Source organism: Psychrobacillus sp. L4 (genome assembly GCF_042944905.1).
Classification (GTDB): Bacteria; Bacillota; Bacilli; order Bacillales_A; family Planococcaceae; genus Psychrobacillus.
Genome location: NZ_CP168496.1, coordinates 1,948,956 through 1,973,019 on the forward strand (window position 1 = coordinate 1,948,956; position 24,064 = coordinate 1,973,019).

The following is a 24,064-nucleotide window of genomic DNA, read 5'->3' on the forward strand; positions in this document are numbered from 1 at the left end:
TAACGAGCGACAACTTAATACGTTGTCATCTATTGTTCACTCGATTGAATCTAATTTTATTTCAATGAAATCATTGCATTCATACGTTTTTCCATACATCTCAAATGCAACTTTTTCCTTGTTTTCTGCTTTTACAGACAAGGTTGATGATGTAAAGAAAAATGTGACAGGTTGAGCTCGCCAATGTATTGTGAACTTCATATGATGCCAATGCTTTGGTAATTTCGGTTTAATACTTAGCAATCCATCTCTAAGTCTGATCCCGGCAAAACCAAATACTGCGCCTTTCCAAATCCCACCAATAGATGCTGCATGTATGCCATCGTCTGAAGTATTCATCATTTGCCCTAGATCGACTTCGCAAGACTTTTTAAATAAAGAATACGCTAAATCCAGGTCACCGATATCATTAGCTAGTATCGAGTGAGTTGTTAAACTCAAAGAAGAATCGTGCAATGTTTTCGGTTCATAATAGTTGAAATTAGCTTGTTTAACAGCCTCAGAAATTCGGTTATCATCTTGTAAAAAGGTTTGTTGTAATAAGTAAAACAAGAGTAATGTATCTGCTTGTTTTGTCACTTGAAATGTATTAATTTGTGCAGGATTAAAATCACGATAGATTGTTCTAACTTTTTCTTGATTTTTATATTTTACGAGATCTATTTCTATTAACTGCAAGTACGTATCATCTTGTGGTATGACTAGATCTTCTACACGTGGCTTAGGTAAGAAGATGTTTTCTACTTTCGTACACCAATATTGATACGATTCATCTAAATCTAATCGTTCAGCTAAATTTTTTAGAACTACTGAGTTTTCTTTCTTTAGTTTTTCATAATAACGGATTGCTAGTTTCATATTAAAATATGCCATATAATTCGTGAAAGCGTTGTTATTTACATGTTCTTTGTATTCATCAGGACCAATTACATTATTGATATGAAATTCTTGCTTTTCATCATTCCACTCAAGACGACTTGCCCAAAACCTTGCTGTATCAAATATAATTTCATAACCATAATCATCCATAAATCCACTATCGCCTGTAACACTATAATATTGATAAACTGCGAAAGCGATATCTGCAGAAATATGCTGTTCTATGAATCCAGACCATATTTTCGTTTGTTCTCCCGTGATGATATCAATATCGCCAAGTTTCGGTGTTACTTCACCGTCAGTCGGCCATGCTGCTTCCCAAGGGAACATCGCGCCTACATATCCATTTTCAATCGCTTTTTTTCTAGCCCCTTCTAGTCCAAGGTATCGATAAGTTAGAAGTGATTTTGCCACTTTCGGATTTGAAAAGATGAAAAATGGCAGAATGAATATTTCTGTATCCCAAAAGGAATGCCCTTTATATCCTTCGCCACTCAATGCTTTTGCGGCGATTCCCATTCTTTCATCATGTGCAGGTGACATAATGGTTAAATGATAGAGTGAAAATCTTAAGGCAAGTTCGTCAAAAGAATCTTCACTCTTTATCTCAAAATTATATGCATTCCATATTTCGTTCACCCATTCATCCTTATGTAACTGAAATAGTAAATCATACCCTTTTTCTGAGCAATCTTGTAAATCTTTCAAAGAGCTCTCTTGAAGTCTATGAATTTGGTAGTCGGAGTATTTATATTCCTTATCGCGACTTGTATACACCGTTGTTAACTTTTCCATTTCCAGTATATCGTGAGGCTGGAGGCTAAAATCATAAGTTAGCCAAGCTTTTCGACGAGCCATGTTCATTTCAGGATCGTTGACAAATTCCTCACCGTTAATCATAATTTTGTGGGTAGTATTAATGACAACATCCACTTTAGACTCATTCGTTGTTTGAACTAACTGAATACATTTTTTATCAACTATTCTACGGTCGCCTTCAAGAAAATGTTGTGCGCCAGAATTACTCATTTGTGCATTAATACCTGAGTCAAAAGAAATTTGAACCGGATCTGTGATACATTTAATAATCATTTTCATGCCAATCAAATGCAAATTATGAAGGGAGACAAACCGATGAAATTGAAAATGTAGTTTTTTCCCTTTAGGAGAAATCCATTCGAAATTTCGCGTCAACTCTGCTGTCTTTAAATTTATCTGGCGAATATACTCCTTGTGTTCGCCAAATTCAAGGCTAAATCGTTCCCCATCGACTCGAATGTCGATCTTCGTAACGTCTGCCAAATTCGGCAATTCCGTCACTTCATTTTCCAACGCTTTATTAAAAGTACCATTAACAAACAAATTTCTTGTTTCTTTCATGTATGGCTCTTCTGTAACAGAGCGTAATCCCATATAGCCATTTCCAAGATACATGATTGCTTCACTTTTCCCAAGTGTATCAGGATGAAATCCCACTTCCGAAACAATCCAATCTTTCAAATCTTCTTTGCCTTGCGAATAACTAATCATATATTCCAATTCTCCTTTCTGAAAGGAATGGCAAACCGTTCCGAAAACGTTTTAGTTTTATTGAAAACAGATTCGTTTTTATAGATAACTCGTAGCTACCATCCAACGAAAACGTTTTAGATTTTGGCAATGAATTGTAAGCCCTTACAATATCAACTATAATTCTGGTATTCATAATTGTCAATAAACTAATTATAAATTTCCAGGTAATTTGTACTTGTGGATTTTTATCTAGTAGAAGAGATTCACTTATTTTAGATCGATAGGTCTAGATTCAGCATGGATATGTGAGAATACGTATTTCCTATGATTGCTACTATTTTTAAAATGACCATCAATTAGTTTTATGCTCATACTTTCTAATGTCAATATTCTTAATTTTATAAAAAATAAATTAGATTGTTAAGAATTATGTTATACTTTTCCATAGTAAAATAAGGAGGTAAAAGTCCAATGGTAAAAAAATAAACGGAGAAAATCTTAAAGTATTTATTTTATAATACGCATGTAGATTTTCTCTTTCATAGAATTATTATTAATAGAATAGAGGAGATATGACATGTTAAATAAATTAAGTGATACTATTTATTATTTATCACATCAAGATGATAGAGAACGTCCAACATTAGGATTGGTGTGTGGTGACCAATATAGTTTAGTAATCGATTCTGGTAATTCTACTCAGCATGCAGAGGATTTTTTACAAGAAATCGAGAAGCTAAATGTACCACCAGTTAAATATGTAGTTCTTACACATGCACATTGGGATCATTTCCTAGGTATGAATGAGTTTGATGCCACTGTTATAGTTAATAGTCAAACAAATGAAATATTGAAAGTATGGAAAAGCTATTCGTATGATGATAGTTCACTTCAAAAGTATGTGAATAATAATCAGATGAGTGCAATGTGTATGAAGATTATTCAAACTGATATTCCAAACAGGGATAGTTTTAAGTTGAACTCTCCAGATATAATCTTGTAACCGAGCACATTATTCCAGGCACTTCTTTTCACATTAATCCAGTGGGAAATCTGAAATAATGTGCTATTTTTTTCACTTAATTTCAGAATGTGCCCAACTTTATTCACATTAATCCATCTATCCATAAACAAAAGAAAACCCCTAAAACGGGGTGTCTAGTGGTATATATTCTATTGTATTGATCCGAATCTTGTACACCTCATTTAGGTGAAGAATGAAAATAACCTCATAATCCAACGTGACGAACCAATCTATATCTTTCTCTAAATATGCGTTAAAATATCGTTGCTGAATCCGCAACTCAAACGTATAGCCTTGTTGTACCCAGTAACGCGTCTGACCAATCCACACCCGCCACTCTTGCTCTCGCTGATCATAAACTAAGATGCCTCGCTTCATGCTAAACCACTATCTTCTACGGCTAACCGGACGATTTCCTCATCAATCTGTTCTTTCTTTAATTGCGAGCCAAATAATAAACTATTCACCGTTAATGTATTAATGACTCTAGGCCAACCTTGCGACCGCAAGGTGATTGCTTCTATAGCTGATTCAGTGAAAATCGGCATTTTTGCTCCGGCTAACTTCAAATGATGATTGATATAATTGGAAACTTCCACTTTAGTCAATGGCTGGATCTCATACTTCATAATCATTCTTTGTGATAGTGGTCGATGATGATTTAACATTAATCGTGTTTTTAAATGCGGTAAACCTGATAATACTAAAATATAAGGATTTGTTGAATCCATTTGAAAATTAAACAATAAAGCTATATCTTGCAAGAATGCATCTTTTGCCATATGCATTTCATCTAAAATGAAAACAGGCGTTATTTTTCGTTCAAAAGCCATTCGCTCAATACCTTGTTGAATTTGTCTAAAAAGATCTACTTTACGGAACTTCGGTTCCTCTCCTAATCCATAGACCAGACCACGATAAAAATCCATCACACCGCCTGTCGAGAGCGGAAAGTAGATGACATGATATAAAGATGGATTAAGCGATTCTTTAAACGATCGCAGGGTAAAGGTTTTCCCTACACCAGGATCGCCAATAAGAAGACCCATCCCCTTTGATTTTTGCAAATAATGTAATGCACTAATTGCACCTTGATAATCAGTAGAAAGAAATGCATCGGAAGATGCGATCTCTTTTGAGAATGGTGCTTGAGCCAACGAGTAAAATGTTTTATACATTTTCTTGCTCCTCCTTTTCCTTCGTCGCCTGAGACAATGAAAAAGGAGAACGTACCCGTTTGACATGGGCATTATCAGTCATATTAACAAGCGTTGCTTCCGCTACTTTCTTACCATCTTCAAATACGTACACACCATTTTCATCTAACCTCACATCGATGGAGGTCCCGATAAAACGATTCGGTACCTCGTAAAGCTGTTTGTTTAATGTAATGGTACTATCCGCTTTTACCTTACGTTGTTCGCGCTTTAAGAAAATAGTTTCAAGAAGGGATGTATCCTCTAAGAATGTCAATTGATTCAGTTGCGCCTGAAAAACCTCATGTGGCGTTTTTCCATCTAAGGACGCATGCACTTTGCGATGATAATCCTTTTCTAACCAGTGCCAAAATCGTTCGTTTAACTCTTCAACTGAATGAACAGGATCTGTTTTTAATAACGGATAAAATCGAGTTTGAACCGTTTTAAAAAACCGTTCTATTTTCCCTTTACTTTGAGGGTCATAAGGCTGTGTGTGCGCTAAAGTAATACCCAATTGGGCACATGCATACTGTAGTGTTTCAGATCGATAGATCTTGCCATTATCCGCATAAATAATGGTCGGTTTTCCCCTGCGAGTTAAAGCTTCTTTTGTTACAATTCTTAATCCATCAAATTTTTCGGATGTGAAAAACTGCGCATAAGGGATTAATCGTGAACAATCGTCAATATAAGCGACTAAAAAAGTCTTTACACTTTTTTTATTGCTTGATAGATAGGGCCCATGGGATAGATCCCCTTGCCATAGCACATTGACTTTGTCATGCGCAAATCGCTTTCTCTCAGGCGTCGCCAAAATACTTTTTCCAATTAGATTGTGCTTTTTCAATAATCGGTTTATAGTGGAGTAAGAAATTTGTGCTTTGTTTATCTCTCCACGCTCGATTAATTGTTCGTAGAAAACACTAACGGGCATATGGAGGGATTTTTTTCGTATTTCCAGAAGATGATCTTGATCATCTGGAGATAGTCTTCGAGAATTCCCTCTGTCCGCTCGTTTCTTCGGTTTTAATGCTTCAAATCCGTTTCGACGGTAATGAAGTAGCCATTCTTGTATTGTTTTAGCTGCTATTTTTCGTTCCCCATAATAAGGAACTGAGTGAATCTTCCCCTCTAATTCATTAAAATATACCTTCATTTCAACTTGCCCATTAAATAGAGGGGCTATCAGCCCATATCGAAATAAAGCTACCTCATTGCGTACTTTTTCATTCATGGAATCTTCCTCCTTTTGATAGAAGGACGACCGGTCATCCATAATTTAAATTCTACTTTTTACGACAAATCCTGACTATGAAAAAGGTATGTGGGACGAATAATATTTATTAAACACACTAAATATGCTAGAATTAATTTGCCATAAAGTATTTTGATAAGTGACCCCATGACCTTCGCAAGAAGGGTGATTCGCCAAAATCGAGGATCATTTTCATATATTTTGTGGCTTCTTTTTTTATCTCATTTGACATACCAAAAACAGGACCTTTGTCGACAAAGTAACAATGTATCCAATGAATGTTTTTCAAGTAGCGCTTTAGATGAAATCTTAATAATTGCCTTCCACCGCAGGCTTGCTTTCTTTGAAGCAGCTGATGAACACGCCCTAGTATGGTATGAATCGTATGTTGGAAATAAGGAATCAGAAAGTCTGGAAGAATCGAAACACTCACCTTACAAACCACGCATCTAAAACGACAAATAGGAATCTTGACTGTGACATCCTCCGCAATCCCATACCTCCAATAATAACCATTCCGGTGAAGGTTTCCATGAGCCAAACAGTTACAGTTAGGGCAAGTCTCTAATAATGGAAAAAAATTCGCCGTCCCTCTTGAAGCATACTCGTTCAAATTAACTCCAAAATCGTAAGAAATAATCACAAAAAAACCCTCCCTTAATAATATGAAAAAAATTTACCACATTATCTCAGAAGAGTATAGATGTTAAACTGAAGGAATTTGAAAAAAGTTCATGCTTTTTTGAGGAAATAAAGTGACTGTTTACAATAATCTTTGAAAATACATTAACTATTGATTTGGGAAATAAAGTTTGCATACTTGACAGAATCAAAAGCACTCATACCGACGACTCTACAATCATTTATATTCCGGATGAAAAGGTTATTTTTTTAGGTGATAGTGCATATGGTACAACCACAAATTCATTATTTCATTACAAGCAATCATTGTTATTGCCAATGATTAAAGACATTCAAAAATATGATGCTGAAATGTTCCTTCTTGGTCATGAATCTATTTGCGACAGAGATGAAATGAATATATATTGGAAAGAGTTAACAACAGCAAGTCAAATTGTAAAATCCACTTCACTAGAAATTGCTATAGAGTGCTTTAAGATAGAAAATAAAAGGGATCCTAATGGTAATGAATTATTTTTCATAAAAGCATTTGTAAATGAACATATTATTCAATCAAAATAATTAATAGATTAAACAATCAAATATACACAGAAGCCATCTCATTCAAATTGAAATGAGATGGCTTTCAATTAGTTAATAATTGATTAGTTTATGTCTGTAGAGTTGCAATAGATTCGAACTGTTCAATATTCTGTTGAAGCAATAATAAAAGGTTCGTCTGTTGGTGTAGACAGCATCACCTTCAACCAATCAATTAAGGAATCTGTGAATGTTTCTTCATCTTCTGGCATTACAATGTTTAAAATTTTGATTGCTCTGTACTGTTCACTTTCAGTAAGCTCGCTTTTATGAATAATAATTGTTTCTTCCAGTGAAACTTCACGTTCAAAGTACTCATCAATTTCGACTCTAGGAATAAATTGTTCATTCCCCTCCCCTCTTTAATTTAACACTTCCAAGCAAAATAGTTTGATGAAAAACTTTATTATTTACTTGAAAACTAAAATCGACTATTGTATTAAGATATAAAAAGGTGTAAATTTTTAAAAGAAAAAGTAGAAAGAAGACGATTTAAATTGAAAAAACTAATACTTATGTTTGCAACAACGATAATTCTAAATTCTATAGGACATCTACCAGTAGGTGGATACAGGGAGTCATTGAATTATCATTCTAAATCTTACCTAGATTCGTTGCACGGTCCACGAACTGAACAAAAGCTCTCTACCTCGTCTATATCCGTTAATTAATGGTCTCTGTATGCACTGAGGGGCAAACTATCCCTCCTTGCTACGCTTTTTGTGTCTTTAGCGTCATAATACAACGCACTGTTAATACACTTACTCTCCTAACTTGCTACTATTGGTTCAATAGAAAATTATTTATTAACCCTATCCCCTCTACTATTTGGCTGGGATATTACCAAAAATTCAACATCTTGATTAGATTCATTACGTGTTTGATGTTGAGTAAGAGGTGGTACTTCTATACCGTCATAAGAATTTAACGTATTAAGTTCGCCATCAATTTCAATTATTGCTATTCCAGATAAAACAAAGAAAAATTTACTGGTTTGGCTATGATAATGTAATACTTCTGTTGTATAAACGGGCATACGTTCATGAATGACACTTAACTCTTTATTTTTTACTAAATGCCATCCATCACAATGATCTCCCCATATATAATGATCAGCGTTCTGTTTACTTATCTTCAATATAACCACTCCTAAAATTTGTACACTGGTTTAATAAGAAATCACATGAGCAATTTTCATTATTTAATTCTAGTACCCTTTTTATTGAATTACATTTTTACAGTTTCATCATCTACAATCACATTTGTGAAATTTGGTTTTTTTCCTGACTTACTCCCTTCCTCTACTGAGACTTAGTATTCTTCATTAGACAACAGTATAAAATTTGGATCTTTTTGTGTTCTTTCAAAAAAAATAGTGTATTTGTTACCACCAATTGTTGTTAATTTCCAACTAGAACCTATTTCCATGTGAACATTTTCAGATTTTCTCATGACATAAAATCCTTTCTTATCTTCCATTAATTCACTAACAAAATATGTATTTTCACTCCATGTCACTAATAATTGTTGATCATTTCATTATTATCAATTAGGATTTTATATGTTTTATAAAAAATTCTTAAAATCATGCCACACAAGATTGATTAAATTAAAAAATCCCAAAAAACCGTTAAAGGAAAATTATTTCCTTCAACGGTTCTATTTATTTGACGATATAAATGCAACACTTCTAATTAGAACTGTTTATTTAATTCGTAATTCTGTTTCCTTATCGAAAAAGTGTGCTTTACTTAGATCAAATGCCAAGTCAATTGTTTCACCCGCCACAACGTTGAAACGTGAGTCAATTCTTGCAACAAAGTCTTGGTCATTCACTTTAGAATAAAGTACAATTTCTGAGCCCATTAACTCTGCAACTTCAATGGATGCTTTGATTTTAGTATCCTGAGAAAAATCAAGGAATACTGGTTCATCATGAATATCTTCTGGACGAATGCCAAGAATGATATCTTTCCCTTCATAACCTTGATCACGAAGCAATTTCAGTTTCCCTTCAGGAACCAGAACTTTTACATCTCCCATGACAAAATAATTCTCTACTATTTTTCCGTTTAAGAAGTTCATCGCAGGAGAACCGATAAATCCTCCTACAAAAACATTGTTAGGCTCATCGTAAACTTCCTTAGGTGCTCCAACTTGTTGAATAAAACCATCTTTCATTACTACAAGTCGAGTTGCCATGGTCATTGCTTCCGTTTGATCATGCGTTACATAAATGGTAGTTGTTTGCAAACGTCTGTGTAGTTTTTGGATCTCCGTACGCATTTGAACACGCAACTTTGCATCTAAGTTCGATAATGGCTCATCCATTAAGAATACTTCTGCGTCTCGAACAATAGCACGTCCTAAAGCAACACGCTGGCGCTGACCTCCTGAAAGGGCCTTTGGTTTACGATTTAAAAGTTCCTCAAGTCCCAAAATTTTAGCAGCATTATCAACACGCTTTTTTATTTCATCTTTTTTAAATTTACGAAGCTTTAAACCAAATGCCATGTTATCGTATACGTTCATATGAGGGTATAGTGCATAGTTTTGGAAAACCATTGCAATATTTCGCTCTTTTGGTGGAACATCATTCACTCTTTTTTCACCAATGAAAAGGTCGCCTTCTGATATTTCCTCCAAACCAGCAATCATTCTTAGTGTAGTTGATTTCCCACAACCTGATGGTCCAACTAATACTAAGAATTCTTTGTCTCTAATCTCTAGATTAAAGTCTTGTACAGAAACTACATCTTTATCATAAACTTTTTTTATGTTTACCAATTTCAAGTCTGCCATATGAATCCCCCTATGTAAGTGCTTTCACTAACTATTAAAAGTATATAATATTTACTCAATTCGGATAATGGTAAATATGCACAAAGATTTGCTCATTTTGGGTGCATGTTTACCAGGAAAAATTTGGCGCATTTAAACTGCGTCACTTTCTAGCTAAAAATGCTAAGTAAACTGCCATTGCATGGTGAAATTGACGTACATCAATTCCCGTTTTTTCAAAAAAGCGATCTAATCGATATTGAAGACTATTTCGATGCATATGTAAAACTTTTGAAGTCTCTGAGATATTTAAATTACATTGAAAAAACACTTCGATCATTTTCAATGTTTCTTCATCCGTCAGTGTTTCTTGTAAAATAGTTTGGCTAATATCGGAACGTAAGTCTGGTTCTGTTTGATTAATAAGTAGAAATGGTAATGCATCAATATACGTAACTACTGTCTTATTCGAATAGATAAATACTTTCTTGGCTACATTTGTTAATGATTGATAGTGCTGTGCTACATCTTTCAAATTTTTCTTAAAGGGACCGACAAAAAAGTTAATTTTTACATATAAATCGCTCATTAGTATATCGATAATCTGTTCAAATGAAATACTATCTTCATAGATTGTTTGTTCTTCTATAATGACCCCTTCATGCCCATTTTCCCACAAAATAGATACTTGTTTTGCAAAAAGCTCCTGTATCACTTCTTTGAATAAAATAGGATCAATTTGATTCTTTTGGATGGAGAAATAGACAAAACGATAAGAATTACTCGATTTGAATTCAGCGTCAGCACTTGATTCAGTAGAGTAAATTACTTCTCTCCACTTTTTTTCTTCCAATGTAGGAATCGGAAATTGTATATGGTAAGGCAATAAAAAAGTAGTTAATAACGAAATATCTTTGGCGGTTAATTCCTCTTCATAAAACCCGATAATCTCATTTTTATCTGTCGTAAACCATTTATAGTTACTATCTAAATCATCAAATCCCGCTGTATATATACATAGTGAAGGGTATATTTTGCGTAATTGATTGATCATAGAAACACCTCTTTCTTTTACCAAGGGTTTTAATAGATAATTGTATCTATCATAATGTTACCATATTCATTTTTAGATAGATAAAAAAACTGCAGACAACATCGTAATCAACGAGTGTCTACAGTTTTTATTATTCTAAAAATTTCTTTGCTTCTTCAATTTGGAGTTGTACTTGTTCAAAACCTGTTCCACCAAGGGAATTTCTTCTTTTGACAGCAGCTATTGGTGATAATACGTCGAAAATATCAGACTGGATTAAACTACTTGCTTCTTGCAAATCTTCTAGTGGAAGATCTAATAAGAAGTATCCACGTTGGATACATAAGAATACTAGCTTTCCTGTGACTTCATGCGCTTCGCGGAATGGAAGTCCCTTTGCTGCAAGATAATCAGCAAGTTCAGTCGCATTTGAAAAGTCTTTGTGTACGGTATCGTGTAGACGTTCTTTATGGACATTCATTGTGCGAACCATTCCTTCAAATATTTTCAACGATCCAACAATTGTAAGCACCGTATCGAACATACCTTCTTTGTCTTCTTGCATATCTTTATTGTAAGCAAGAGGCAATCCTTTAATTACAGTAAGTAAGCCCATCAAGTTCCCATAAACACGACCTGTTTTTCCACGGATTAACTCTGCCATATCAGGGTTTTTCTTTTGAGGCATAATACTAGAGCCAGTTGAGAAGGAATCATCTAACTCAATAAAGTTAAACTCTGCGCTTGACCATAAAATGATTTCTTCAGCAAAGCGAGATAAATGCGCCATTAACATAGAAGAATTACTTAAAAACTCCACGATGAAATCTCGATCACTTACCGCATCCATGCTATTTGCATAAACATTCGAAAAACCAAGATATTCTGCTGAAAGCTTACGATCAATTGGGAAAGTCGTTCCCGCTAAAGCTCCAGCTCCAAGTGGTGAAATATCAATACGTTTAATCGAATCCTGAAAACGCTCTTTATCTCGATTAAGCATCCAGAAGTATGCCATTAAATGATGAGCAAACGAAATTGGCTGTGCACGTTGTAAATGGGTATATCCAGGTGCAAGTGTTTCCACATGGATTTCTGCTTGTGCCACAAGTGTTTTTTGAAAAAGCTCGATTAACTCAATTATTTCTCTTACTCTATTTTTCAAATATAGATGCATATCGGTTGCTACTTGATCGTTTCGACTACGGCCAGTGTGCAGTTTCCCACCGACAGGTCCGATTAAATCAATCAGCATTTTCTCTAAATTTAAGTGAATATCTTCATTTGTAACTAAAAACTTTAATGCATTGTCGGCAGCTAGTTTCTTTAAGTGCTCTAAACCATCGAGAATTTGAAGGACATCTTCCTTTGGCAAAATACTACATGCCCCAAGCATTTTTACATGCGCAATACTACCATCTAAATCCTCCATTACTAATGTTTGGTCGAAACTAATAGAAGCTCCAAAATCGTCTACCCATTGTTCTGCAGATTTTTGGAATCTTCCACCCCAAAGTTTGGTCATGCTTTCACCTTCTCCGCTTTCTGATTAACCATTGCGTGAACTTTTGTTGGAAGACCCCAAAGCTCGATAAATCCAACTGCTGATGCATGATTAAATTCATCATCCGCTGTATAAGTAGCAAGTTTTTCATCATATAGAGAGTTTGGAGATTTACGTCCTTCTACAATTGCATGTCCTTTAAATAACTTCACACGAACTGTACCATTTACATATAGTTGCGTTTCTTTTAAGAATGCTTCTAAAGCGGCTCTTAATGGGGAGAACCAAAGACCTTCATAAATAAGTTCCGTTAGCTTTTTCTCCATTACTGGTTTAAAGTGAGCCAATTCTTTTACTAATGTAATATCTTCTAATTCTTTATGAGCAAGTAATAATGTATGGGCACCTGGAATTTCGTATACTTCACGAGATTTAATCCCAACAAGTCGGTTTTCTACGTGATCGATACGACCAACTCCGTGCTTACCTGCTAAATCATTTAATTTTAATATTAATTCGTATAGTTTATACTCAACACCATCAAGCGCAACTGGGACACCATTTTTAAATTCTATTTCAATTATATCTGCAGTGTCAGGAGCATCTTCTAAAGCAACCGTTAACTCATATGCATCTGCTGGAGGTGCTGCCCATGGATCTTCTAAAATACCACATTCATTTGCACGTCCCCAAAGGTTTTGGTCAATAGAAAATGGACTATCTAGATTAATCGGTATCGGAATGTTTTTCTCCTTTGCGTATGCAATTTCTTCTTCTCGACTCCAGCTCCACTCACGAACAGGTGCAATTACTTCTAAACTTGGATTCAAAGCTTTAATAGAAACCTCAAAACGAACTTGGTCGTTTCCCTTACCTGTACAACCATGAGCTACAGCAGTTGCTCCAGTTTGTTCTGCAATTTCCACTAACTTTTTAGAGATCAATGGGCGAGATAGTGCAGAAACAAGTGGGTATTTATTCTCATACCATGTATGAGCTTGTAAAGAAACTAATGCATATTCATTCGCAAATTCTTCTCTTGCATCAATCATATAACTTTCGATAGCACCAACTTCAAGTGCTTTGTTTTTTACGAATGCTAAATCTTTGCCCTCTCCAACGTCTAAACAGACTGCAACGACGTCATATCCCTCGTCTTTCAACCATGTAATTGCTACGGAAGTATCTAGTCCACCTGAATATGCTAAAACGACTTTTTTATTCATTTAATATTCCCCCAATGTATTATTATGCGTTACTTTAGTATTAATATACACAATGTAACATGAGTGGATGCATAAATACAACTAATAATTTATAATTATGAGGAGTAATTTCTATTGTAAAACAGTTTAATTGATTTCATCTAAAGTTAAAAAGATAATAGAAGAAAGGAGCGTGTTGGAATGTCGAATTTATTTTCACCTATTACACTAAAAGGTCTTACATTAAAGAATAAAGTTGTAATGGCCCCTATGTGTCAGTATTCAGTAGAAGCAAAAGATGGTGCCCCAAATGATTGGCATTATGTACATTATGTTTCTAGAGCAGTTGGGGGAACAGGACTTATTATTGTAGAAATGACAGACGTGGAGCCAGACGGAAGAATTACTGATTTCGATTTGGGTCTATGGTCAGATGAGCAAATTCCTGCATATGAAAGAATCGTCCATGAAGTACATAAATATGACGCAAAAATAGGCATTCAAATTGCACATGCCGGCAGAAAAGCAACAGATGCTAAGCAACCTGTTGGCTCATCTGATATTCCCGTAGATGTAGATTGGAAGATACCAAGAGCACTTACAACCGAAGAAGTTCAAGCAATGGTTGGAAAATATAAAGAAGCTGCAAGGCGTGCGGTTTCAGCAGGTTTCGATACGATTGAACTCCACGGAGCACATGGTTATTTAATCCATCAATTCCACTCACCAGCGATTAATAATAGAACCGATGAATATGGAAAAGACTTGTCCAAATTTGGAGTAGAAGTGATTCAAGCAGTTCGAAGTGTTATGCCTTTAGAAATGCCACTCCTATTCCGCATATCAGCTGTTGAGTATATGGACAATGGATACGGACTAGAGCATTCATTAGAAATTGCTAAAAAGTATAAAGATGCTGGAGTGGATGTATTCCATGTTTCAAGTGGTGGTGAAGCAACTCCAGGTAAAATAAAACCAGCAAACACTCCCGGATACCAAGTTCCGTTTGCTCAAGCATACAAGGAAGCATTGAATGTTCCAGTGATTGCGGTAGGCATACTAGAAGATCCGAATCTTGCAGAAAAAGTAATCGAAGCAGGCGACGCTGACCTAGTCGCTATTGGAAGAGGTATGTTAAAAGATCCATATTGGGCACTTCATGCAGAAGAAGTGATTACCGGAAAAACAAACCCTCCAACACCTTATAAAAGAGGATTTTAAGAAAGCAGAAAATAGTAAACCACCCTATTGCTAGCTAGGTTCAAGGGCGGTTTACTTTTTTTTTTCAAAAAGGACTTTATTTTGTAAGACTTTATAAAAAAAATTTAATCATTCTCAACAGCTTTCATTTGTGTGTATTCAATTAGCGAGATCTTCATTTTTGAATTTCCTTCTTCATACCTGTCTTCAGTGTATAGATTCGGAACATCTATTCTAATATCTATTAAATCCAACTCATCACCATTGGCATCCTCTTTTTCATTCTCAAGTCTAACTGCCAACTTCATCTTATACCAAAACTCAGATTTCTTTTTAGTATGATCTACTATTAAACCTACTTTTAAAACTTTAGAAACTTCCCACTGCATTTGTTTTCCGTATTTATCCTTTATCATTGTATTGATGTCTGGTTCAATTAAAGTTAATAAAATATCCTCACTTGTTGCATAAGTATTTTTGACGATCCTTCCAGCTTCTGTGACTTCTGAACTTGCTAAATTACTAACTGAAAAAGTTAATAAAATGATAAGAAAAAAACTACTTATCCTTTTCATAAAAGCACCTCTTTTTCAATTAAAGTGCCCCTTAAATCACTATATATTCTTCAAAAACCTGTACTATTTTATAAGAATCGAAAATGCAGTATACACTAATAGCAAAGCCATAATTATATTAAACTGATTTCTATAGGTAGATAAGAAGGTTTGAAAAATCGAACCAAACATACTCCAACAGAACGTACTCATAAACCCAACAAAAGCTAGAAAAAGCGAAAAAAATAGTAAGATAAAATTAGAAGTGTGATACGGCAGGATGAAAGTGGATGTTGCAGTTATGCCATATAATATACCTTTTGGGTTTATGAATTGTAAAAGCATACCTGTTAAAAAACTGTTATTCTTGTCCACCTTATTGTCCTGATCATTTGTTTTACTAGTAATAATTTTTGTCGCCAGATACAACATATAGATTGCACCCAGGATAGTCATAAAAAATTCAATTTTTGGAATGAAATTACCAAGCATAAGATTAAAATAGATACTCAATAACATGATGACAAAGAAACCTGCACCCACTCCTAAACAAAATCTTATTGTCTTTTTTAACCCGAATTTGTTAGCAAATAACATTGCCATAATGTTATTGGGACCTGGTGTAAAACTTGTAACAAAAACAAATAGCAAAAATGATAATAAAGGCAAATTGAACTCCCCTTCCGCATTGTATGTTATAATGACTAAAATAGACACTATAACGATTTCCTTTTTATTGTACAACACGGACGTTATATTGTAAAAGAGGAGTGTAATTATGGAAGAAATTAATCTTATCATTGCAAAAAACTTAAAAGCCTTTAGAGAAAGTAAGAAATTAAGTCTGGAAAAGGTAGCAGAATTAACTGGCGTTAGTAAAACGATGATCGGTCAAATAGAAAGGGGTGAATCTAGCCCTACGATTACAACTATTTGGAAAATAGCCAATGGGTTAAAAATTTCTTTTACCTCACTAATAAATAGTCCGCAGCAAGATACAAAAGTTATTTTAAGAAGCGAAATTCAAGCATTATCTGAAGACAATGGAAAATATCGAGTCTATCCCAACTTTCCCTTTGAAGATGATAAGCGCTTTGAAGTTTATTCAGTCGAAATAGAAAAAGGTGGATTCCTGAGCGCTGATTCGCACAGAGAAGGAACAGAAGAATTTATTACAGTTTTTGAAGGGGAACTAACAGTACGTGTAAATAACACGGAATATACACTTAGAAATGGAGATTCTATTAGATTCAAGGCAGATAGACAACATGCCTATCATAATTCAGGAGACATATTAACTCGATTAAGTATGATCTTATATTATCCAATCTAAAAAACCCGTTCGAAAAGAACTGGGTTTTTCAGCTGATTGTATTTAGGACTTGGTAGCAATGCACTTATTAAACGTCTAAACAGACTTTTAGTTGTACAAGAAAAAAGAGCTGTATTAACAACCATAGTTCTTCCGCTAAAATCCTCGTTTGTTGAAGAAGGTGAATGAATTATCTAAAGATAAATTTTCTAATTCGTTTAAGCATAATGTTAATCTATTCTTAATCATGTCCTTATCACCCATTTGTTGCAATGTCTTAGGGTCCAGTTCACTTTCAATTAATGTTTCATAGTGTTCATAAGCCTCTAATAATATCCACAAGATATATTCGTCCAATAAACATTTATATAAATTCTCATTATCACTTATGTAACCGTTCATAAAACCGTCTGCAATTCTATTCAATATGCTAGAATTTTGATTATAAGCATGCTTTCGGTATCTTGATGCATTCGAATAGGCAGGAAGAAGGAATTTGTAACTAAAAACAAAATAACCAGCATATTTCAAATCGAAATCTAACCTTGGAAATGGGTCTATTAAAGAAACGTTATCTATATTAAAAATAATATTTTCTGGAGTTACATCTTGATTGACTAATGATATCTTTTGCACGTTTTTTCGCCTATTTTCAATTAAGTTTACTATCTTATTTTCCACTATTTCGCGATTAAATGTTAAATCACTTGTAGTCAAACTATTTAATATACATAAATAAAAGTCGTTATCCTTTTGCCAAATGTAGTTGGTTTCTTGTTTCACCTTTCCTTCAAGGTATTTTCCGTTCCATATAATATTACCAAATCCCTGTATATCGGGATTTTTTCTGTGCATAACCTTAAAGAATTCGCCTAACTCTTTTCCAATTGTAAATGCTTCAGAATCGCTTAGACATTGAAGTATTTTTCCTTTACCCATAAAACATTCTACGGTAAATACGGATGATTCTTCCAGAAAATAGTCAAAAACAGAAGGGCAAATGTTAAAAGAACACTGATTAGCCTGTTGGTAATAAACCTTTGAAGATTCATATTCAGTAATCAAGTCAATCTCTTTATATGCTTGTAATTGCCCATATGCAATCTTTTTCCTAATTCTTAGTACAAGGTCCTTTTCTAAATTCCGTTCAATTTTATAGACATTATGCCAAGCACCTTCACCAATTTTCGAAACATGCTCCATCTTTATATTTTCTAGTTCTAACTTTTCAATGGCATTCTTAAGATCATCATCTTTCATTACTATTATCCTTTCTATAAACGGTTTGTACATCTTCTAACCTGAAGCTTAAGTAAAATACCAGCAACCTCCCAGTTACTAAGAAAAGCGCAAGTGCCCTTTAAGTGCAACTTGTCTTTACTATTACCAGAGTGCTTTGGATGAAACATCGGCTACACTATTACCGCTACTGCTATGGATCGTGAAGTGACTGCGTCACTTCACGATCCATTTTTTTCGGTCATCTTGTGGCGGATGTTTATCCGTCGCCCTCTTGAAATATTTAGAGACATGGTGCATTAGGTTTGGATAATGAGAGAATAAATTCTTTCCTATACTTTTAAAAGCGGACGAAGATACAATTTCGTCCGCTCAGCGCTACTTTATCAATAGATGCTAACTATTTTTTCAGGTTCCACTAATTCTAATCATCTGCCTACTGATCCATGTATACTGTGTACAGTAAAACTAAAACAAATAGGAAATCTTACATTAGGTAGGTACCATAAAAACACTTCTAGCCCAATTACAGGATGGTATGATTACTACGGTTATTCAACTATTTCTATCCACTTATTTACAGCTTGGCTAAAACTTCTTGTTCGGTAATACTCACTTAATGGATTTTCGTTACAGGTGGCGACTCCTGCGGGTGGCCAACAGGATGTTGGTCACGAAGGCATTGCCACACGATGTGGCGCTCTTAGCCTTTGATCCTCTGTGAGAAGATGGGACATCACATACGAACGCTTTAGCGGGCGGTGATGGCCCATCGCTCACCCCGCGGAAAGCGTCCACCTGAAACGAAAATCCGCGGTATCATTTAATTCTTTAAAGTTCTAGGAACACTGGTTTCGAAGGAGGAAAATCAATATACTTTCTTACTCTTTTAAAAAACATCATTCTCTCCATTTAACCTTTTGACCTCTTTATATAAATAATGAAGACGTTTATGTATTCTGTAAATAATTGGTAAGTATGCAATTGCGACGATAATTAACCATCCCCTTAATGATAATGGATTATTTTATTGTTATTGTCGATCCAGCGATACTTTTTCTCCTAAACCACCATCATCCCGTATTTCAAACTTCCCAATTTTTCCTGGTTCAGAAAGAATTGCGGTACCTTTTACTTTGTGTTGTGAAACTTCATCTGCATTATTCGTATATTCTACCTGAGCGGTAAAGTCATAAAACTTTGGTGTGTTATTATTCTCACTTTTAGTTACTTGTATATCACTAACTTTCATTTCGTACCGAACATTTTCGCTAAATCCTAAATATCCATAATGATATCTAAAAGCAATAACATTAGAAATAAGGGTATCAAAAGTATAATCCATAAAGTAAGGTCCATACACTTTTTTAACTAAGTCCTCGTAGGCATGCCATTCATCTGAAACCCCCGACTCTTCTACTCCATTTACTTCATTAGCTTCAGGTGTGTGGCTGCCTATTTCGGTCATTTTTTTATCGATGTTTTTGACTATAACCAAATATTCTTCGTTCGGAACTGTAAATTCAGATTCAAGAACAGCTTGGACTGCTTCTCTATTTTTTTCCTCTGATGAAATATCCACTTCTTCTTTGTTGTCAGGATTTTCTTCTGAACAGCCTGCAAATAGAAAACACAAACTCATCAACAATAAGATGCTTCCTATTTTTTTGATTTGTTTATTGCACATAGTAGTCCCCCTGATAGTATGTCTAACGTCAAAATTAGTATCATTTGTTAATTGTAATACGTTAGAAAAACTGAAAAGTTCCGTTTTTCTATCATTTACTTATTCATTCCAAACCAAAAAATTTCCTTCTATAAAATTAGTATTGTAATCACAAATCAATTAACTGAAATAAAAAAGACCGCTTTTTGATACAAATCTTATAATAGATTTGCTACCAATTGCGGCGCTTTTGGTTATAAATTTTTATTGACATTTTGCAGTTTTGTTCAAAACAGAACCCATTAATTCAGTGAGCCCTTTTTGTCATATCCATTTTCAGTTTTTGAAATTTAAAATTTTCATAGGAGTCGATAAATTAATTATTATTCTATTCTTTCAATCCTCTTAAAAAATAGATAAGTGTTAATTATACTAAAACCTATAATTGCCAGAAACAGATAAGTAGAAACCACATCTGCTCCTAAATTAATCTCGTCAACAATGATTGCTTCATAAAATAAAAGCTGACTAGAAACCACAATAGAGATTATTGAAATACTGATCCAAGTAAAACCGTTCATTATTCTATTTTTCAGTTGAGGGATTATTACTACTAAAAATAAAACCAAAGAAATAATCAAAAATGTAATAAATACTGGTCTCTGTAAAATGAATATCCCTAACTTTCAAATTATTCACAACTGTACATAAATACCTCCCGAATAAATTCTGTGGTTCTTTTGACACTCTGACATCTGTTCTACTATGCACCGTTAAGGAACATAAACACTATAATTGAAACTCTTTCTTGATTCTTTGTGCTACTTCTTCCGCTCTCAAATGAGTGTTATCTATTCTTAAATAATTTTCCTTTTCAATTTAACCCTTTTTAGAATTCAACCTACTACTTTCTATGGTGCTTAGTAAATGTTGTTCAGATTGTTCAATGTTTCTTTTAGTTGGTTTAAATTCAAGTCTATGGGGTGTACGATTTCGTTTTAACCTTTCCTCTACGTTGGCTTCTAATTCAACGAAATAAATATCAGCCCCTTCAGAAGACACTGTTTGACACATATTTTCTATATCATCCCAATCTTCTTTTTGATTAAAATACCATACTTTAGTAAAAATCATCCCGTAATTATCACTTTTAGAAAATGAATGAAATATTTCCTGCCGAAATAGGTGCGTTAATCTCCACATTTCTGGACTAAATCCGAATAGTGGCTCTAGTAAATCAATAGTCATGTGGTTATGAAATAACTTTAAGCCTGTTGACTTAGCTAGTTCTTGTCCGACCGTCATTTTCCCAACTGCTTGTGGCCCAAATATAAAAACAAACTTTTTCATAGTACCTTCCTCCATAAAGTTATGTAAAGATCAACATCTATTAAATAACCCCAAATCTTTTCTTTACTTTGCAAATATTTTTTCAAGTTTTTTTAGCGATTCATTGCTGCATATATTTGAAAAAAAGGTTATAAGATATTTCCTTGATTCTTCTTTGTCTGTTTCTATAGTGTTTATTCTATTTCTTATAGCCCAAGAATCATGAGTATTGCAGACAGAATGAGCCAGCTATGCGAAGTTTTGAGCCACTGTTTGCGAGCGTCAGAGCCAGTAAGTGCGGTAAAGAGAGCCACTGTCCGATTACCGCCACGTGAATGTACCAATAAGTAGTGTGTATTTTGTTAAAAAAGTAATACTGAGTGTAATTACACAAAGTTGGAACTTGACATGGAGCCTCTGCGGGCATGAGCACCTAGCCAAGAAGCCAGCTATATTCAAGGGCTGGCTCTGCCTGCGAAGGCTATCATGCCCGCCACTCCATGTAAAGTTCCAACGCCAAGTCTGATTGCAATACCGTATACTTTCATTTTGCACGATTCAAGTGGCTCTCTGTTCCGCAAAGCCTGGATCTTTTCTCTGCAACGGCTGGTTCAAAACTCTGCACAAGTGGCTCAATTCATCTGCAATAATCAAATCATACGTCTCGAAAGCTGTACTGCTCCAACCATTCTTTTCACCGTCTTCATTTCTTTTCTCTTGTATTCCTGAAATTACAATATCCATTGATCCTTGCAATTCTAATAATGCGCTCTCAAATATCTTTTTTTTATGACTATCTTTTAGTCCTGCTTTTATTCTTAACGCCATTGTGTCTATCCCTTCCAATTGGCGAATTATTTTGTAAATTTCAAATGCTTCTTTTGATAGATTTCCATTAAAATATCGTTCCTCTACTGATTCAGCATAACCTAAGACACTCTTTACATAAGGAAGAAGCTTAAATGAAACTAATACCGATTTTTTCTTAATGAATTTACCGTATGCCGCAACCCCATCAGTTGAAAATTTTGTTCTCCAAATCCAAGGATCAAACTCTGTTTCAGAATGCCAATATTCTGGTGACGTTATGCTATTTAAAGAAGGGAAATTAGGTATTAAAGGTGCAAGTGGGAGTATTCCAATCTCTTCTATTACATCTATGGCATCTCCATAAGCTTTTACTTTATATTCCATTTTTTCTATCTCCTTTAAGAAAATAAACATATAGCTAATTTTTATATTAAACAGTATTTTGTTATTGAACTAACTTGTCCTGGTGACCAGAAAAAATTGCACATTACCACGGATACTGCTGTCTTCACTGCTTCTATTCCTGTTATGAAGAGTTGATTTTGCAATACATAAGGTTGATCTTGCGTTTACATATAATTTAAAGAATCTTGTCAGTCCAACCACCAATCATATAGTATTTCTCCACGCTCTTCATACGATGGGTAAAGAACGTGGAACACAGGATATGTCATCTCGTCCTCATCATCCTGTTCCCAAAATATTGTTAACCATTCTTCTAAATTGTCTAAAACCTTTACAATCTTATGCGAAGATTGGCTAACAAGCCCAACCCGATATTCATTATTTGGAACACCATCTTCGCATAAAAATACCCAGTGATTGTTCGAGATATTACCAGCATCAAACGTAGTAAAGGATAAAAGACGATTAGATTCTATTCTTTCATTGGTTTCTACAATTAATAGCTCATTCGGAATGTCTTCAATAATTCTATTGACTTTACAAATATCACCACAAGGCGAATCTTTACTGACACCTCCAATAGGTTCACAATCCAATAGAAATATACCATTAGAAAATTCCTTCAAAAATGCCATAAATGAAACCGGCAGACGATATCCAAGTATTTCTTCATATTTTGCAATCATTTTATCTGTAGCACAATCAAACCTATCAATATCAGGATATCTTTCAATGAATTGTGTCATGAATTCATTAACACTCATACTATCACTCTTTTCAATAGCTTTTTAAAAAAAAATTTGTATTCTTTTCGATCTCGATAGCTATAGTCCCTTTAGTTATTCCTTATTAGTGTGAATAATTGCTAATAACTAGTTTTAGACATTAAGTGTTACTTTAAATACATTGTCTTTTTCAATGTCACGAAAAAAGTAATCCACGTATGAGTTATTGCTCGGATGGATTACTTTGTCTGTGCTTGAAGGGAATCAGTCTATTTTAACCGCTTAGATGCTATGAGGATACAACGGTTTTTGAATTGTATGCTTTAACTAAATTTATTAGATACTTCGAAACAAAAAGATGGTTATTCGGAGTGATATTTCACAAAAATAAAAATGCACCATACTTGTTGCTGTTACCTCCTATAATTGAAGGCAAACTAATCTTTAACTTGCATTAAACTTACCCACAAAAAGTCTTCTCCAAATAATTCATCTGGTTGTGTTATTTTTTCCATTTTTCTAAAATCAAGTATATTGAAATCGTAACAAAATACTTCTTTTAATCGTCCTTCCGTGTATCCTATCCCTCTTTTTAAACTCCCTTCTCTATAGACGTCCCAATCCGATGTATCTAATGCTCCATCCGTATTAAAACAAACAATTCCGAAGTACCCACCTTTTTTCAATGCTTTATTAATAATTTCAAGATACGTTAATCTACGATGTGGTGCTAAATGATGAAATAACCCACAGTCATAAATAAAATCATAAGAGTGTGGCTCGAACTTGAAATCAAAAAGAGAAACACAATGAAAATTAATATTGACCATTTCTTCTAGCGCTCGTTCTCTAGCCCATTTAATCGCATTTTCAGATATATCTAAAGCGTCCACCTTACAGGACTGTTTAGCCATATATATAGCATTTCTTCCAGGTCCACAACCTAATTCCAATACTCGATTCGGTGCAAGCCCATTGTTAAAATACTCTACAAGATTCTCATCAGGGCCTTTAATCTTGAAAAATGGAATTTCTTTCGTCTTATCTTTATAAAAATCCTCCCAAAATTCTTTAGGCTCTCTTAGTAAAGCATCTAACATTACTAGCAAATCCTCGTAGTTTAATATAGACTTGTTCAAAATATTTCCTCCTTAGTAAAAGATATCGCTAATATATACATTTTACTAAAATTCACCATTTTGTTTGTTATA

21 protein-coding genes and 1 pseudogene are annotated in these 24,064 nt (G+C 34.3%); 4 read left to right on the forward strand and 18 right to left on the reverse strand.

Annotation, left to right across the window (positions count from 1 at the left end):
- Positions 1-36: 36 nt before the first annotated feature.
- The gene (locus ACEPXG_RS09290) at positions 37-2,409 is read right to left on the reverse strand and encodes a glycoside hydrolase family 65 protein (protein WP_391209645.1); all 2,373 of its coding nucleotides are present in this window, start codon (positions 2,407-2,409) and stop codon (positions 37-39) included.
- Positions 2,410-2,968: 559 nt separating this feature from the next.
- Here ACEPXG_RS09290 and ACEPXG_RS09295 point away from each other — a divergent pair.
- On the forward strand, positions 2,969-3,394 hold the full coding sequence (locus tag ACEPXG_RS09295; RefSeq protein WP_391209647.1) for an MBL fold metallo-hydrolase: 426 nt from the start codon (positions 2,969-2,971) through the stop codon (positions 3,392-3,394).
- 141 nt (positions 3,395-3,535) lie between these two features.
- On the opposite strand, the gene ACEPXG_RS09300 is transcribed toward ACEPXG_RS09295, so the two are convergent.
- The 4 genes from ACEPXG_RS09300 to ACEPXG_RS09315 all read right to left on the reverse strand — a co-directional run bounded on the left by ACEPXG_RS09300 (position 3,536) and on the right by ACEPXG_RS09315 (position 6,512).
- Positions 3,536-3,793, reverse strand: a complete 258-nt coding sequence (locus ACEPXG_RS09300; RefSeq protein WP_391203647.1) for a hypothetical protein — start codon at positions 3,791-3,793, stop codon at positions 3,536-3,538.
- The gene (locus ACEPXG_RS09305; protein ID WP_391203644.1) at positions 3,790-4,593 is read right to left on the reverse strand and encodes an ExeA family protein; all 804 of its coding nucleotides are present in this window, start codon (positions 4,591-4,593) and stop codon (positions 3,790-3,792) included. Before ACEPXG_RS09305 ends, ACEPXG_RS09300 begins: the two co-directional genes overlap by 4 nt.
- A complete protein-coding gene (locus ACEPXG_RS09310) occupies positions 4,586-5,848 on the reverse strand; it encodes a DDE-type integrase/transposase/recombinase (protein ID WP_391203641.1) in 1,263 nt (420 codons plus the stop codon). The genes ACEPXG_RS09305 and ACEPXG_RS09310 overlap by 8 nt, the downstream gene beginning before the upstream one ends.
- Before the next feature lie 133 nt (positions 5,849-5,981).
- The gene (locus ACEPXG_RS09315) at positions 5,982-6,512 is read right to left on the reverse strand and encodes a hypothetical protein (protein WP_391203638.1); all 531 of its coding nucleotides are present in this window, start codon (positions 6,510-6,512) and stop codon (positions 5,982-5,984) included.
- Positions 6,513-6,823: 311 nt separating this feature from the next.
- Between ACEPXG_RS09315 and ACEPXG_RS09320 the strand changes: the two genes are divergently transcribed.
- The gene (locus tag ACEPXG_RS09320) at positions 6,824-7,072 is read left to right on the forward strand and encodes a hypothetical protein (RefSeq protein ID WP_391209649.1); all 249 of its coding nucleotides are present in this window, start codon (positions 6,824-6,826) and stop codon (positions 7,070-7,072) included.
- 817 nt (positions 7,073-7,889) lie between these two features.
- On the opposite strand, the gene ACEPXG_RS09325 is transcribed toward ACEPXG_RS09320, so the two are convergent.
- From ACEPXG_RS09325 to ACEPXG_RS09345, 5 genes are all read right to left on the reverse strand, one after another.
- The gene (locus tag ACEPXG_RS09325) at positions 7,890-8,228 is read right to left on the reverse strand and encodes a cupin domain-containing protein (protein WP_391209651.1); all 339 of its coding nucleotides are present in this window, start codon (positions 8,226-8,228) and stop codon (positions 7,890-7,892) included.
- A 566-nt stretch (positions 8,229-8,794) separates the two neighbouring features.
- The gene (locus ACEPXG_RS09330) at positions 8,795-9,892 is read right to left on the reverse strand and encodes an ABC transporter ATP-binding protein (RefSeq protein ID WP_391209654.1); all 1,098 of its coding nucleotides are present in this window, start codon (positions 9,890-9,892) and stop codon (positions 8,795-8,797) included.
- A 142-nt stretch (positions 9,893-10,034) separates the two neighbouring features.
- Positions 10,035-10,925: a PucR family transcriptional regulator gene (locus ACEPXG_RS09335; protein ID WP_391209656.1), complete on the reverse strand. Its 891-nt coding sequence runs from the start codon at positions 10,923-10,925 to the stop codon at positions 10,035-10,037.
- Positions 10,926-11,055: 130 nt separating this feature from the next.
- Positions 11,056-12,429, reverse strand: a complete 1,374-nt coding sequence (gene argH / locus ACEPXG_RS09340) for an argininosuccinate lyase (protein WP_391209657.1) — start codon at positions 12,427-12,429, stop codon at positions 11,056-11,058.
- The gene (locus tag ACEPXG_RS09345) at positions 12,426-13,634 is read right to left on the reverse strand and encodes an argininosuccinate synthase (RefSeq protein WP_391209659.1); all 1,209 of its coding nucleotides are present in this window, start codon (positions 13,632-13,634) and stop codon (positions 12,426-12,428) included. The genes argH and ACEPXG_RS09345 overlap by 4 nt, the downstream gene beginning before the upstream one ends.
- Before the next feature lie 180 nt (positions 13,635-13,814).
- Between ACEPXG_RS09345 and ACEPXG_RS09350 the strand changes: the two genes are divergently transcribed.
- Complete coding sequence (locus tag ACEPXG_RS09350; protein ID WP_391209661.1) at positions 13,815-14,834, forward strand: NADH:flavin oxidoreductase/NADH oxidase; 1,020 nt, start codon at positions 13,815-13,817, stop codon at positions 14,832-14,834.
- Between the two features lie 104 nt (positions 14,835-14,938).
- On the opposite strand, the gene ACEPXG_RS09355 is transcribed toward ACEPXG_RS09350, so the two are convergent.
- Both ACEPXG_RS09355 and ACEPXG_RS09360 read right to left on the reverse strand, forming a co-directional pair.
- Positions 14,939-15,388 carry a DUF3888 domain-containing protein gene (locus ACEPXG_RS09355; RefSeq protein WP_391209664.1) on the reverse strand — a complete coding sequence of 150 codons (450 nt, stop codon included), beginning with the start codon at positions 15,386-15,388 and terminating at the stop codon, positions 14,939-14,941.
- Positions 15,389-15,451: 63 nt separating this feature from the next.
- Positions 15,452-16,036 (reverse strand): LysE family transporter, encoded by a 585-nt coding sequence (locus tag ACEPXG_RS09360; protein ID WP_391209667.1) that lies wholly within the window; start codon positions 16,034-16,036, stop codon positions 15,452-15,454.
- Between the two features lie 109 nt (positions 16,037-16,145).
- On the opposite strand from ACEPXG_RS09360, the gene ACEPXG_RS09365 reads away from it, so the two are divergent.
- A complete protein-coding gene (locus ACEPXG_RS09365; RefSeq protein ID WP_391209669.1) occupies positions 16,146-16,700 on the forward strand; it encodes a helix-turn-helix domain-containing protein in 555 nt (184 codons plus the stop codon).
- Positions 16,701-16,835: 135 nt separating this feature from the next.
- Here ACEPXG_RS09365 and ACEPXG_RS09370 read toward each other — a convergent pair whose 3' ends face one another.
- From ACEPXG_RS09370 to ACEPXG_RS09395, 6 genes and pseudogenes are all read right to left on the reverse strand, one after another.
- Positions 16,836-17,939, reverse strand: a complete 1,104-nt coding sequence (locus tag ACEPXG_RS09370) for a hypothetical protein (RefSeq protein WP_391209671.1) — start codon at positions 17,937-17,939, stop codon at positions 16,836-16,838.
- Positions 17,940-18,951: 1,012 nt separating this feature from the next.
- Positions 18,952-19,605, reverse strand: a complete 654-nt coding sequence (locus ACEPXG_RS09375; protein ID WP_391209673.1) for a hypothetical protein — start codon at positions 19,603-19,605, stop codon at positions 18,952-18,954.
- Positions 19,606-20,373: 768 nt separating this feature from the next.
- A pseudogene (locus ACEPXG_RS09380) lies at positions 20,374-20,934 on the reverse strand (shikimate kinase).
- Between the two features lie 537 nt (positions 20,935-21,471).
- Positions 21,472-22,107, reverse strand: coding sequence for a hypothetical protein (locus ACEPXG_RS09385; RefSeq protein WP_391209676.1), 636 nt, complete (start codon positions 22,105-22,107; stop codon positions 21,472-21,474).
- A gap of 209 nt (positions 22,108-22,316) precedes the next feature.
- Positions 22,317-22,892, reverse strand: coding sequence for an SMI1/KNR4 family protein (locus ACEPXG_RS09390; RefSeq protein WP_391209678.1), 576 nt, complete (start codon positions 22,890-22,892; stop codon positions 22,317-22,319).
- Positions 22,893-23,290: 398 nt separating this feature from the next.
- On the reverse strand, positions 23,291-23,992 hold the full coding sequence (locus ACEPXG_RS09395) for a class I SAM-dependent methyltransferase (protein ID WP_391209680.1): 702 nt from the start codon (positions 23,990-23,992) through the stop codon (positions 23,291-23,293).
- Positions 23,993-24,064: the final 72 nt, after the last annotated feature.

Bases quoted from the DNA above. Each gene is read 5' to 3' on its own strand.
- ACEPXG_RS09290 (WP_391209645.1), bottom strand. From the start codon at position 2,409: ATGATTAGTTATTCGCAAGGCAAAGAAGATTTGAAAGATTGGATTGTT.
- ACEPXG_RS09295 (WP_391209647.1), top strand. From the start codon at position 2,969: ATGTTAAATAAATTAAGTGATACTATTTATTATTTATCACATCAAGAT.
- ACEPXG_RS09300 (WP_391203647.1), bottom strand. From the start codon at position 3,793: ATGAAGCGAGGCATCTTAGTTTATGATCAGCGAGAGCAAGAGTGGCGG.
- ACEPXG_RS09305 (WP_391203644.1), bottom strand. From the start codon at position 4,593: ATGTATAAAACATTTTACTCGTTGGCTCAAGCACCATTCTCAAAAGAG.
- ACEPXG_RS09310 (WP_391203641.1), bottom strand. From the start codon at position 5,848: ATGAATGAAAAAGTACGCAATGAGGTAGCTTTATTTCGATATGGGCTG.
- ACEPXG_RS09330 (WP_391209654.1), bottom strand. From the start codon at position 9,892: ATGGCAGACTTGAAATTGGTAAACATAAAAAAAGTTTATGATAAAGAT.
- ACEPXG_RS09335 (WP_391209656.1), bottom strand. From the start codon at position 10,925: ATGATCAATCAATTACGCAAAATATACCCTTCACTATGTATATATACA.
- argH (WP_391209657.1), bottom strand. From the start codon at position 12,429: ATGACCAAACTTTGGGGTGGAAGATTCCAAAAATCTGCAGAACAATGG.
- ACEPXG_RS09345 (WP_391209659.1), bottom strand. From the start codon at position 13,634: ATGAATAAAAAAGTCGTTTTAGCATATTCAGGTGGACTAGATACTTCC.
- ACEPXG_RS09350 (WP_391209661.1), top strand. From the start codon at position 13,815: ATGTCGAATTTATTTTCACCTATTACACTAAAAGGTCTTACATTAAAG.
- ACEPXG_RS09355 (WP_391209664.1), bottom strand. From the start codon at position 15,388: ATGAAAAGGATAAGTAGTTTTTTTCTTATCATTTTATTAACTTTTTCA.
- ACEPXG_RS09365 (WP_391209669.1), top strand. From the start codon at position 16,146: ATGGAAGAAATTAATCTTATCATTGCAAAAAACTTAAAAGCCTTTAGA.
- ACEPXG_RS09370 (WP_391209671.1), bottom strand. From the start codon at position 17,939: ATGAAAGATGATGATCTTAAGAATGCCATTGAAAAGTTAGAACTAGAA.
- ACEPXG_RS09375 (WP_391209673.1), bottom strand. From the start codon at position 19,605: ATGTGCAATAAACAAATCAAAAAAATAGGAAGCATCTTATTGTTGATG.
- ACEPXG_RS09385 (WP_391209676.1), bottom strand. From the start codon at position 22,107: ATGGAATATAAAGTAAAAGCTTATGGAGATGCCATAGATGTAATAGAA.
- ACEPXG_RS09390 (WP_391209678.1), bottom strand. From the start codon at position 22,892: ATGAGTGTTAATGAATTCATGACACAATTCATTGAAAGATATCCTGAT.